Source organism: Undibacterium sp. GrIS 1.8, assembly GCF_040544445.1.
Taxonomy (GTDB): domain Bacteria; phylum Pseudomonadota; class Gammaproteobacteria; order Burkholderiales; family Burkholderiaceae_D; genus Undibacterium.
This window is the reverse complement of the sequence record NZ_JBEONQ010000030.1, coordinates 41,972-55,114: the sequence shown is the minus strand read 5'-3', so window position 1 is coordinate 55,114 and position 13,143 is coordinate 41,972. Positions and strand designations below refer to the sequence as shown.

The window sequence follows — 13,143 nt, the reverse complement described above, 5'->3', positions numbered from 1 at the left end:
AAGCAGAAGATCACGCTGCAAGCAGGCCAGTCGTCGATTACCTTGGAGGGGGCGAATATTACGTTTGCTTGTCCGGGCAACTTTACGGTTAAAGGCGGGCAGCATGCTTTTGATGCTGGGGCTAGGGAGGCGGCTGCTTTGCAGAAGTTGCCGGATTCTCGTGTGAAGTTGTTTGATGAGCAGTTTGTTGTTCTCGACCCTAACGGAAAACCCATGCCCGCTATGCCGTACAGCGTTGATGGCTCCGATGGTAAACATCGCGCCACCACAGAAGCGCAAGGTACTACCGATAGAATTTCCACCGATGCCAGTGAGAAACTGAAATTTTCGGTCGAATGGTACACGGTACATGGCAAACAATAGACTTGTTACATTCAACGTATCTCCCTCATCGTTAACGTCATCAGGAAAAGAATATGGCCGATCCCACCACAGTTGAGGCAACGACTAATGTCACGCTAAATTCACGTGTAGAAGTGAAATGTGATTGCAACACCATGTGGTCACTTGCACAGCAATTCAGCACTATGCGTTTATGTACCCATACCGGCGTGCATAAAGGCCAATTGGTCGAAGACTATGCAGTGCGTGCCAGACGCATTGCGGCCACTTATGCACGCTTTTATCTGGAACAGGAAGAAGGTGGCAGCCCAGATAAAAAGGGTCGTTTCTATTGGATGGCACTAGGTGCTTTTGCCATTAAAACAGTCGCTTGCACCTTTGAGGTTTGGCAAGTCAAGGGGCTTAGTATGGTCACCAAAACCGTATGGGACGGATTAGGCAAAGGCAATCTTTGGCTGTTTTGCGATATCAGCGGCTGGCATTGGTACTACAGTCGCTATCAATCATCCTTTACCATGTGCCTGCCAAGTCGCAACGCCAATAACTACGTTAAACCGGTCAAAATCCAGATGAACCACTTACCTTGGAAAAATCAAGCCTTGCCCGTCATCAAAAATATGCAGGTCTCCAAAGAGATTCAGGCAGGATTTGCCAAGGTCAAACAATTTGAGGAGGAGACTCAAGAAAAGCGACGACCATCAATTCAATTCAGCCACCTACTAGATATTGCCAATCATGAACAGGGCGTGATCTTACAACCGTTGATTTATGATGATCCTGCTTTCGCCGGATGGGTGCAGCGGCAGCGATCCTGGTATGCCAACTGGGCAAGTCCGCCATTACAATTGGTATTTACCCATGCCTGTGATACGGAAAAGCCAGAATTGAAATCCGTCGCACCCGAGGGAACGAAGTTGGAGGTGTTTGCAAGCCGGATGAGTTGGATTAGAGGTGCAGCACAACAATTCCATCAGTTAATGCAACGGAATGGTGATTTAATGGAAAACGAATTACGCATGATTGCCAGTTGGGTCGATATGCCAGATAAAACCTAGGGATAGTTAGCATGATGCTCTTTACCTCCATCATAGAAATGCACTGATATGCGCCACCTACAACTAATTATTTTTTTGAGTATCACCTTATTTGTAGGCTGCCAAAAACAATCTAATAAGGATATGACTAATATGACATCCAACGTCTCGGCTCATCTTGGCGAACAAGGTGATACTTTTGCTACCCGCTATCAAAATCAAGTCAATATCAACCGCCAACATGGTTTGTCTTTTTACTCCATGGACTGGGGGCCTCATGATAAAAGCAAGGTCACATTTGAGCATGGCAAACATACGCTGACCGTAGATAACGTTATGGGTGTATCGAGCGTACAAGATGTTGATTATCCTAAAGAAGGCATCTCCGAATTAGACATCACAGAGAGCATCACTCCCCCAGATGGTATTTCCCATGACGAAGCACGTCAGGAGATGTTCGATATCTTGCAAGGGATTTTACGGGCAGGATGGACAATGTTTATTGACAGGGGCGACCCCCGTCTGCGTGGCAAGGATGCCTTTAATTTTGTACTAGGTAGCAGCCCTTACAGTAGTTTAGATGCAGCTTATAGTCCCAGTCTTAACGAATGGATGCAAATCCAAAGTCTAACCCCTTGGAAATTTTATGCCGATCACATTTATCTCGAAGTGACTTTTATGCGTGAACATACCTTGACTGATCCGACCAAACCGGGTGCTTATATTATTACGTTTAACTTCAAAAATGAACCCGAAAATTATCGGGGTTATGTCGACCCTCATGATCGAAAAAAATGGAAAGAACTACTTCCGGCAGAACTTGCCAAACTCCCTCCTATGCGGGCAGAAGCCGAAGCAAAGATGCGTGCAAAAGGCTTAAAAATTGATGAAACATATCAAGACCCACCCGTTCCCGATCTGACAAAATAAGTAGACAAGTCAGCATACACTGTCCAATCATTCTGCGCCTTCCAGACCAAAATCATGTTGGAAGGCGCGTTCTAATTGGATATTCCAATTAATATTTTCAACATGCCGACATCATTAAATCCGCAAGAAATTTATCTGCTAGAACGTTACATCTCCTTAGAATACTTCGGCGAAATGCGTGATGCCTGGGGTGAGATGATTCAACACCTAGAGCGTTGTCTTGACCAGTTCATGCATAACCTCCCTTTAGATTATCGCAAACGTCCTCTGCCAGAACAACCAGATGCAGTTTGGGGAGAACTTGTCCTTCCCAATTTTCGACGTACGTTCCAAGGATTATGTAACGGCTACATTCAAATTTCACACGGTGATCTGGGCGGACTAGGTCATGCCAACGGACCAAAAGTAGACTTTAAAGGTCAGATGGAATTTTGGTCAGGCTGGATGGCGCGCAGCGATGAAAATATTTACGGGGAATTCTTAAATTTAGCAACGAGAAATGCGAGTAATATTTGTTTTACTGAGGGTGCATATTGGAACTCAATGGATTTGACTAGTGATTACCATGAAATATCTCGAGGGCCTCTTAATCCTCCGCCAGTCTGGCCAAGCTACCGTCTTGTTCCTAATATCAAAGTAGCTACAGGCTCACCTTTACTAAAAACTGGCATTTATTTACCCGATGTAGACAATAGCTGCGCTCAGTTTTTAAGTATCAATTACGATGAAGCGCCAGAAGCTAGTGTGTTTATCAGGATGGAAGATATTTTCCATCCGGTTACAAAGCTAAAGTATTCAGAGAGAGCTATTCACGAAAAACGTCCCTGTACCTGGACGCTAGTTGAACGTGTTTCTGACACAGGCGGTGCTGTAACTACTCCAACGCTGTTAGCACAAAAAACTCATCGTGTTCCGGCAGGTGAACCGTGCCCTGAAACTGGTTTTTACTTCACGCCAGCCAAACCAGATTCACGTCGCTACTTTAACCAAGGCGATCTTATGACGAATTTTGATTCCGGCTATGGCGCGACGATCTGGCGATGGGATGATCAGCAATAATGTTTTTGTTGAGCTAATCAAAGTTTGAACGATTAAAAGTAAAAATAGATCGTCCAATCATTCTGCGCCTTGCAGACCAAAATCGTGCTGGAGGGCGCAGAATGATTGGACGATCAAATTACGACATTGAAGCTAAATTCTATTGTGCGGGTGATTCTCTGTCGTGTTGCGAGCGCAGTAACTGCAGAAATATTACTTCAAAGATGTAGCCTCAGAATCGCGGCTTATTTGCTGGCAATCCAGGCATCCAACACGCTTGCTGTGCCTGGCGGTACATGCAAACCCAACTTTGAGCGGCGCCATAAAATATCTTCGGCATTGCGTGCCCATTCGTGGTGGATCAGGTAGCTGACTTCTGCTGCGTACAAACCAGGTGCGATTTCTTCGCCCATGTGCGCCAGCGCGTTAATGCCCTCTAGCAGATGCTTAATGCGGGTGCCGTAAGCGCGGGCGTAGCGTTTTAATAGCGGGCCTGGCATCCACGGATAATCGCGGCGTAGACGTTTAATAAAATCATCGAATTCCAATACAGCACGGTTATCTGGCCGATCACCAAAAACATCGCCGCCGGGTAAGCAGGCATTTGCGGTCCAGGCGGGTTTGACAGCGCTGAATTTATCTCTGGCTGATTGAGTGAGTGCGGATTTAGCCAGTGCAGGCGTGATTAAATTGATCGCCTCTTCTGCCAGCTTGCGAAAAGTCGTAATCTTGCCGCCAAAGACGGTTAGTAGCGGTGCGGCGGAGTCCGACAATTCCAAATGATAATCGCGGGTAATTGCTTTGGCATCTACGCTGCCATCATCGACTAATGGCCGCACACCAGAATAGGACCACAGTACGTCTTTGGGTTGAATTTCTTGCTTGAAGTAGAGGCTACTTAGTTCGCATAGATAATCAATTTCAGCCGCGTCGATCACCACTTTATTGATATCGCCCTGGTAGTTAATATCGGTGGTGCCGATCAGAGTAAAGTCATTTTCGTAGGGAATAACGAAAACGATGCGACCATCAGGATGCTGAAAAATATACGCATACGGATGATCAAACATGCGCTTCACTACGATGTGACTGCCTTTGATTAAACGCAAAGTTCTGGCAGTCTGCTGAGGCAAAATAGCTTGCTGTAATTGTGCTGCCCACGAGCCAGTCGCATTGATCAGGCTAGCTGCGCAGACCTCGGTAATTTGATTGACAGCGGCAGCACCACCGGATGTATCACGTAATTGCGCCAGCCATTTACCATCTCGCTGCACCACGGATTCGCAGCGCGTGTGGGTCATGATGGTGGCACCTTTTTCTGCCGCATCAATTGCATTTAATACGACTAGACGCGCATCATCTACCCAGCCATCTGAGTATTCAAAGCCACGACTTAAATTAGCTTGCAAAGCCTGACCAGCCAGATGTTTTTTTAAATTGATGGCGGTAGATCCGGGTAATAATTCGCGCCTTGCCAGATGATCATACAAAAATAAACCTGCCCTCAACATCCATGCCGGACGCAGGCCTTGCATGTGCGGCATGACAAAACGCAGAGGCGTGACGATATGCGGGGCGGAGCGTAATAATACTTCGCGTTCAATCAGCGATTTTCTGACCAGGCCAAACTCATAATATTCCAGATAGCGCAGTCCACCATGTATCAGTTTGGAGGAGGCAGATGAGGTGTGTGAAGCAAGATCATCTTTCTCGCACAGCACGACGGATAGTCCGCGTCCAGCAGCATCACGCGCAATGCCAGCACCATTAATACCACCGCCGATTACCAGCACATCACATTCGATTTTACGTACAGTTTGAGTCATGTTTTTTAGTTTACTAGCGGCTTCAATGAGCTTGGATCAAGATGAAAAAAGATACTTATGCTTTTTCTACCCGATTACGGCCGTTGTCTTTGGCGCGATATAAGGCCGCATCAGCCCGAATCATCATGGCTTTTAAATCGTCGCCATCTCTGATGTGCGTCACACCAAAACTCATGGTGATATGCAGGCCGGCGGCTACTGTGCTCCAGTCGTAGGCCGCAATTACATTGCGTATACGTTCGCAGGCTTCGACTGATTTTGCGGTGCGGTCAAATAATAAAGCAAACTCTTCCCCACCGATGCGCGCAGCCATATCGCCCGAGCGCAGACAAGATGAGATCAAGCGTCCGACCTGACGCAGTACCTCGTCACCGATCAAATGTGAGTAGCCATCATTGACCTTTTTAAAGAAATCAATATCGGCCATTGCGAATGCGACATTGGTGATTGTGCCGGTTAAACGCGTCGCCATTTTTTCTTCCAGCGCACGCCGGTTTGGCAAACCGGTTAAGGTATCTTCATTAACCTGCACCCGCAAGGTACGATTAAAATCTTCTAGCTGGTTGACCCGATTTTTATGAACTATTGCTTCTTGCTGCGCCCGCTCTAAATCCATTTTGGCAGCAAAAATCTGGGCACTGACTTGCGCTCTTTGATCACGCGCTTTGAGTGTAATCGTATGGAATTCTTTATAGACTTTTAAGGCTGCCTCAAAATTCTGAACCATCTCATACGCATGCGAAAGAATTTTAAGCAAATCGGCCAGATGCGGATAATTACCTAATCTCATCGCAAAATCACGGGCTTCTATCATCGATGCGACTGCTGCTTGCAGCTGATGCATACGCAATTGTAAGGCGCCGATACGCACCTTGATATCCAGCTCTTCTTTAGCAAAGCCGTAGCCTGAAAATTGATCTAATCCATGACCTAACTCTTGCAGCGCGAGATCATATAAACTCCGTTCTTCCAGCGCGTGTGCCAGCGTTTCTGTCGCCAGCAACTGAGTTCTCACCATCTTATTAGTTTGCGCATGGACTAGCGATTGGCGCGTGTACAAAATAGCGTCGTCCAGCATCTGTACGTCTGGCGATGCGCCATCTTCATTCTGTACTTCGTAATAAATAATCAGGCTGTCTGCCCAATTATTTTTAACCCTTGCCAGGCTATCCTGATCCTGATTTTTTTCACAAAGAACATAAGCTTCTTTATAGATAGTCAGACTGCGTTCAAATTGCTGGGTACTCGTGAATAAAAAACCGAGAGTGATCAGTATCTGCGCGAATTTTTTCGGTCTGTCAACCTGTCGCTCTATCGCTATCGCTTTTTCTGCATATTGCAAAGCGCTGTTCGTATCACCAAACGCAAGGAAGGTACGAGCTAAGCCATGTAGTACATCTGCTTTCAGCTCCAGACTATTATTTTTTTCTGCGTATTCCAAAGCAATTTCAAAATCGCGAATACCAGAAGGGTCATGCAAAATAATGCGGCAGTTCCCGATCTTACAATGTAGTTCGCCGATGACTACTGGGTCTGCCCTAAATTCGATAGTGGCTTCTGCCTGGGCAATTGCTTTTAAAATCAGCGCAATGGTCTGGGCAGGTTCGCTCTCTATCGTGGCGTCTGTCTGTCGCGACAGCGCGGATAGCTCAATATCAAGCTGCGCTTGTGAAGTGATTTGAGTAAGCAAATTATGTGCTCCCGTTTGTCGGAGTAGCATACGTCATACAGAGAACCCGCCTGCTTTGTTGATTGGCTTTGTATTTAGGCTAGCACTTAGATTCTCACTTGCATTGGCGCATGCATTAGTAGTCGCGTCCACATCTGTCTTAGTATTGATCTTAGCATTAGTTTTGGCATCGTAGGTACGCAACCAGGTCAATTGCAGTACCCGCGCGTCGGTGCTGGCGCGATGCCGAGATACATGCAATTCATCTTGTATCCGGTCCTTAGTCGCATGCCATAAAGCCTGCTGATCGTCGGTAATAATCTCGCGCAAATCTGCCAGTTTAAAACGCGGCACTCTGCCGGCCGCATCAAACAAACGCGCCATCCAGACATAATCCTGCGCCCAACCATCGGTGTAGACCGTATGCCCATTTAAAAAACTATTGAGCTGATCAACCACATAATCCGGCGAGCGACCACGCTCGACTAAAATCTCACGCGGGATGTGATGCACTTTGGCGGCTTCCACATCCCAGTGTTGCCAATCGTCTTCCGGGCGAATCAGAGTACACCAGCCCTCACCATGTCGCCCGGAGAATCCGACCTCGATCGGATAACTGCCTTTGCCAAACCCGGAGGCTTCAAAATCAATAATGATAGGTACGGTCATCTGCACGGTCATTATTAATTGCTCCTGATGGTTATGGAACTTCTTAGGATTAGTTACGAATCACGCAAGCTAACTACTTAAAACGAGAAGTAACGTTTTATTAATTTTGCGCTATTTTTGTAACAATGCAAGTTCTATTCCTACTTTAGTTCTTACTTTATCGTATATATCATCAATCACCACTCTATTCGTAGCGTAAACAATCTACCGGCAACAGCAAAGACGCCCGGCGTGCAGGATAAAATCCAAAGAAAATTCCAACAAAACTGGCGAAACCACAAGCGACCAGCATTGCGCCAAAGCCGATTTCTACATCCAGCTTACCCGTCGAAGTAATGGCGGCGGCACCCGCACTTGCCAGCAAAATACCAAATACGCCGCCGACCAGACAAATCACTACCGCTTCCGTCAAAAACTGTAACAGCACATCACGCGGCTTGGCACCAATCGCCATCCGTATGCCAATCTCGCGGGTACGCTCAGTCACCGATACCAGCATGATGTTCATAATGCCAATACCGCCCACAATCAATGAAATCGCACCAATTGCGCCCAGCATGGCGGCCAGACCTGCACTGATTTTGGCGCCGGTCTCTGCAATGGACGCCAAGTTATCAATTCGAAAATCATCTTCTTGTTCGGACTTAATATGATGGCGATCACGTAGCATGTCTTTAATATCTTGGTCGGCGTCCTTCAGCGATTTATCGTCTTTTGCCTGTACCACCACATAATGCACATTGGAGGGAAAAGGACTGCGCATCAAGGTTGCCCTGGCAGTTGTGATCGGGATCAAGACCATCTCACCCAGATCACCGCCATCAAACATCCGTCCCTCGCCCTGCAATACACCCACCACCTGAAACGGCACATTGTCGATACGGACAAACTGACCGAGTGGATTGGTTTTATAAAAAAACTGCTCGGCTAACTTTTTACCGATCACGACCATACGAGCCGCGCCGCGGATATCAGAGTCACTAAAATAATTACCCTGATCAACCTTCCAGTTACGTACCTTAAACATCTCTGGCGTGATCCCAAGTACCGCGCTGTTGGTATTGTCATTGCCAACCGCGATCTGAAAAAACCCTTGCAAAGCTGGAGCTGCGCCGTTCAGACTAGGTAATTCATTGAGCGCCAGTGCATCATCTACCGATAACGACGGCGCTGTGCCTGTGCGCGCCCGCACACCTTGGGTACGATTGGCACCCGGCGATACGATCATCAAATTACTACCCAACACCTCTAGCTCTTTAGCGATAAATTTCTTCGCACTTTCGCCTACAGCTAACATCATTACCACCGAGGTGATGCCGATAATGATGCCCAGCATAGTCAGCGAGGTACGCAGCCGATTGGCATTCATGGAGCGGAATGCTTCAATAAAAACTTGAAGAAAATTCATAGTCTGACTCCGCTCTGGTCTTGTGGCAGATGGCTATTGAAAGGAGTCGCCGCCTGTGCATGCGCCTCGTGGCTTTGCGCCAATTGTTGCAAACCCTCTACTGCCGGGCCATCGTATAAAACATGGCCATCTTTGAGGCGGACTAAACGTTTGCTATACGCGGCAATATCTGGCTCATGTGTCACCAGTAAAATCGTAATGCCCCGCTCGGCATTTAACTGCTGCAAAGAGCGCATGATCTCTACGCTGGTTTGCGTATCCAGATTACCGGTTGGCTCATCCGCTAAAATAAGCGGTGGATCAGCGACTAATGCGCGGGCAATTGCCACCCGTTGTTGCTGGCCGCCAGAGAGTTGATTTGGCAAACGTTTTGCGTACTCTTTTAAGCCCACCCGCTCCAGTTCGACCAAGGCTTTTTTGTACGCTTTATCACGCGACACACCGGCATAAATGAGCGGCAAGGCGACATTCTCTGCAACGCTCATGCGTTTGATCAGATTAAAACTCTGGAATACAAAACCGATTGTGCGATTGCGTATCGTCGCTAATTCACTGCGTGACAAAGTTAACGTATCCACCCCATTTAAGCGGTAAGTACCGCTGGTCGCCTGGTCCAGACAACCAAAAATATTCATCAGCGTTGATTTGCCAGAACCCGATTGCCCCATCACGGCTAAAAAATCACCCTGCGGTACCAACAGATCAATCCCGAATAAAACCTGGGTCTCAATACCGCCAGAGAAGTAACTTTTAGTCACCTTACGGATATCGATCAGTGGTTGAGCCTCAGCTTGCGTCTGAGCTTGAGACTGAGCTACCGTTTGATTTATAGCCTTGCCTTTCGTATCCATTTTTGTGCTTACCATTAGTGTGATCCTGCATTGGCAATATCCAGTGATCTGATAATCACTTTATCACCAGGCTTTAGATCGCCAGAAAGCACTTCGGTATAGCGGAAATTAGACAAACCAATTTTGATATCGACAGGCTTGGCTTTGTTTTTTTCATCCAGCACAAAAATTTTAAATGAGCGCGTCATCTCGCCCTTGCTACGGAAAGACACATCGTCCTCTGCTTCTGGGCGAGGCACAGCAGATGCGCTGGCCGAGGCTGCGCTTGTCACTGCACTTGACCCAGCACCTGATTCTGCCGCTTTTTTATCAGCCTCTTTCTTCAACTTCGCTTCTTTGGCAATCTCTTCATCACTCAATTTAAAACGTAATGCAGCGGTGGGGATGCGCAATACGTTCTGGCGATTACCGACAACCAGACGCACCTGCGCCGTCATTCCGGGCTTTAATAATTCATCTTTGTTATCCACGTCCAAGACGACGTTATACGTCACCACATTTTGCTGGACATTGGCAGCAAGCCGGAACTGACGCAAGCTCGCATCAAACTCACGGTCGGGGTAGGCATCCACCACAAAACGCGCCGCCTGGCCGTCTTTTAAAGATCCCACATCGGCTTCCGACACATTGGTATCAATCTGCATTTTGGTCAGATCACGCGCAATCTGGAACAGGTTCGGTGTCTGGAAAGATGCCGCTACCGTTTGCCCCATATCAATCGTGCGCTTGATGATGACGCCATCAATCGGTGAGCGGATCACGCTGTTATTAAAATCCGCCTGCACCCGATCCAGCTGCGCTCTGGCGAGTTTGATATTGGCATCGGCCACTTCTACCTCACGCTTTAACTGGTCTAGCGATGCGCCAGAAATATAGCTCAGCGAAACTAGTTTTTGATTACGATCTAAGTTTGCCACCGCCAGCCGCTTGGACGATTCGGCCGATGCCAACGTGGCTTCGCTCTGTTTAATCTGGGCGTTAAAAATGGTCGGGTCCAGCTTCAATAACACCTGCCCTTTTTTAACCCTGTCGTTGAAATCGGCATTCAACTCCACCACAGTGCCAGATACTTGCGAACCCACGCTGATGAGCGCAACCGGATTGAGTGTGCCGCTGGCAGTTACAGTTTGGGTCAGGTTGCCTTTATCGACGATGGCGGTCTTAAATTGTGGCTCCTCATCCTTACTGGCCTTTTGCTTTTTTTGGTAGTAGCTGGCTGCGGCGCCAGCAATAAGCAATATCACGACAGCGAGGATAAAACGTTTTTTAGTAAAAAATGTCATCACAAGATCAATCAAATAGAGTGGGTGGGCGACGAATTCACATCAAATTCACATCAAGAGCTACATAAAACCAATTCACCTTAGCAGTTACCTTTTTGCTGAGGAACATTCTTTTGTTATCCAGAAAAAATCAAGGAATAACATATACTCCCCATAAATTTTTATCAAATTGGCTGATTGTCCAATTTTTATATGGACAACTTAAATATACCTACTGGGAGTATTTATATTAATACTTTAAATGCCAAGCAATGCGAAGCGATAAATCCAACATCACAAGCAACGGTTAATTAACGGTTAACTAAGAAACAGCATCGATTCTAAGCACGCTCTAAGTGTGTATGAGTGCGCTCAATTTGCAATCAATAGCAGAACTTATTTACAGCAATTTACTTCTACCAGACACATGATCAATCCTGTCATCTCAATTCCCTTTGGTTCGCATCAGCCAGGCGGCACCAAGTACTAGCAAACCTATTGTTAGCGGTAGAAATCCCCACAGCCCAAATTGCATGCTGACATAAGTCGTAGCGGCCCAGGCGACTCCGCTGAAAAAGTCCAGCAAGCCTGCGACAAATCCAACTTTGCCACGCTTATTAAACTGCGCCCGCTGGCCAGGTAGCGCCAGCCATAAGTTCATCAACGCAGCGCTGCTCATCGACAATAGCACCATGACTGTCAGCGACAAACCAAGCAATACATTGTTGAACGTCATCCAGCACAAAAACGGCAAAAGCAATACAAATACAGGCAATACTGCCGCACTCAATTTGGCATTGCGGATAACATGATAATTAGCTGGTGCAGCGCGTAATAAGTCGGGCGCATCTTCTGCGGATACGATTACCCAAATTAAAGAGGCCGACAAAGAGCCGGAAATAAAAGTCAGCATCGCTGCCACTCCGGGTAGTACGGCACCGTTTTTAAAAGCGACGAAAAACATCGGCAACATGTACAGCAATTGCAGCAGCACTTGAGAGATCAATTGTGGATCACGTAAAATTAGGCGCCACTCTTTTACGACAACACTGCGCCATAAACCAGAGCGGAACTGGAGTTTGATCGCGCTCGCGGTGCGTAGCTGTTTGCCCGCCGATGTACTTGCCATACCGCCCACTTGCTGTACACCTCGCAAAAAAAACCGGTGTGTTAAATGTACTGTAATCAAAAAGCTAGCCAAGCCCAGACTCGCCATCATCAGCATGCTTAAAGGCGAACCAAATAATGCACGCGCAGGCAACCACAACCAACTTTGCGCACCCATTAAAGCATCTGCTTTCAACAAAGGTTGGAAAACAGCAAATACCCGCTGACGATAATCCTGGCTTAGATTATTAAATATCTGAGTCACCAGAAAGATGGATGCGCCAGTCAAGGCACCAATCAATTGTGCCACCGTCAAAGTGCGCCGCACACCTAGCCAGCGCACCAGCCCTAAGGTCAACAACATCGCAAACGACGATGCGATCACCGCCAGACTCAGCAATACCGGATAAATTCTCAGCCAGCGCGGCTGCCCCAACAGCAAGCCCACATGCGCCACCGGCGTTAGCAACAACAGAAATAGCGAAGCAACGCCCAACACCACGGCGATCAGCCTGACACTAAAAATAGAGCGGGAAGACAATGGCGACGACAGCAGCAAATCCAGATCAGCGCGCTCGAATAAAACCTTGACGCTACGGTTAAGGGCAAATGACAACATCAAGCTAAACACAACAGCCAGCAGCGCGCCTGCTCCCATGATAATCACAGCAGAAGGCTCGGCTTTGAGCGCAGGGACTTTGCGCATAATGCTCCACACGCCCAGATGCGCCAGAATAAATAGCAGGCTGAAACTGATTTTCCCCGTGGTCGACATACCACGTCGCGCAGCTTTAACTTTGCCTGTTTTGCTGTCTGTCTGATTCGTTTTACCGCCACCCATGTCGTACACAAACATACGGCACTCATGCGCCAATAACCATAGTGCACTACCGACTTTAAATGGCAGCTTCATTTGAAATTGACTCCACATAAAGGATATTGAGAGTACCTGGCGATCATTGCAGCTGCGGCTGTGACTGTCGTTGTGACGATTGTTGCCGCTATCG

The 13,143-nt window shown here is 47.4% G+C and carries 11 protein-coding genes; 4 read left to right on the top strand and 7 right to left on the bottom strand.

Annotated features, from left to right (window positions below; genetic code table 11):
• The 4 genes from AAKU64_RS14800 to AAKU64_RS14785 all read left to right on the top strand — a co-directional run.
• On the top strand, positions 1-363 hold a 363-nt coding region (locus tag AAKU64_RS14800), incomplete at its 5' end, for a DUF2345 domain-containing protein (protein WP_354333449.1).
• A gap of 53 nt (positions 364-416) precedes the next feature.
• On the top strand, positions 417-1,397 hold the full coding sequence (locus AAKU64_RS14795) for a DUF2515 family protein (protein ID WP_354362346.1): 981 nt from the start codon (positions 417-419) through the stop codon (positions 1,395-1,397).
• A 132-nt stretch (positions 1,398-1,529) separates the two neighbouring features.
• On the top strand, positions 1,530-2,306 hold the full coding sequence (locus AAKU64_RS14790; RefSeq protein WP_354333453.1) for a hypothetical protein: 777 nt from the start codon (positions 1,530-1,532) through the stop codon (positions 2,304-2,306).
• Positions 2,307-2,381: 75 nt separating this feature from the next.
• A complete protein-coding gene (locus AAKU64_RS14785; RefSeq protein WP_354333455.1) occupies positions 2,382-3,365 on the top strand; it encodes a hypothetical protein in 984 nt (327 codons plus the stop codon).
• A 224-nt stretch (positions 3,366-3,589) separates the two neighbouring features.
• On the opposite strand, the gene glpD is transcribed toward AAKU64_RS14785, so the two are convergent.
• From glpD to AAKU64_RS14750, 7 genes are all read right to left on the bottom strand, one after another.
• On the bottom strand, positions 3,590-5,170 hold the full coding sequence (glpD, locus tag AAKU64_RS14780) for a glycerol-3-phosphate dehydrogenase (protein WP_354333457.1): 1,581 nt from the start codon (positions 5,168-5,170) through the stop codon (positions 3,590-3,592).
• 55 nt (positions 5,171-5,225) lie between these two features.
• Positions 5,226-6,860 (bottom strand): tetratricopeptide repeat-containing diguanylate cyclase, encoded by a 1,635-nt coding sequence (locus tag AAKU64_RS14775; protein WP_354362345.1) that lies wholly within the window; start codon positions 6,858-6,860, stop codon positions 5,226-5,228.
• Positions 6,861-6,893: 33 nt separating this feature from the next.
• Complete coding sequence (locus tag AAKU64_RS14770) at positions 6,894-7,520, bottom strand: 3'-5' exonuclease (RefSeq protein ID WP_354362344.1); 627 nt, start codon at positions 7,518-7,520, stop codon at positions 6,894-6,896.
• A 172-nt stretch (positions 7,521-7,692) separates the two neighbouring features.
• Entirely contained in the window at positions 7,693-8,916 is a 1,224-nt protein-coding gene (locus AAKU64_RS14765; RefSeq protein ID WP_354333463.1) for an ABC transporter permease, read from the bottom strand.
• Positions 8,913-9,767 (bottom strand): ABC transporter ATP-binding protein, encoded by an 855-nt coding sequence (locus AAKU64_RS14760; protein WP_354362343.1) that lies wholly within the window; start codon positions 9,765-9,767, stop codon positions 8,913-8,915. Before AAKU64_RS14760 ends, AAKU64_RS14765 begins: the two co-directional genes overlap by 4 nt.
• Before the next feature lie 14 nt (positions 9,768-9,781).
• The gene (locus AAKU64_RS14755) at positions 9,782-11,050 is read right to left on the bottom strand and encodes an efflux RND transporter periplasmic adaptor subunit (protein WP_354333467.1); all 1,269 of its coding nucleotides are present in this window, start codon (positions 11,048-11,050) and stop codon (positions 9,782-9,784) included.
• Between the two features lie 424 nt (positions 11,051-11,474).
• Positions 11,475-13,049, bottom strand: a complete 1,575-nt coding sequence (locus AAKU64_RS14750) for a hypothetical protein (protein WP_354333469.1) — start codon at positions 13,047-13,049, stop codon at positions 11,475-11,477.
• Positions 13,050-13,143 lie beyond the last annotated feature (94 nt).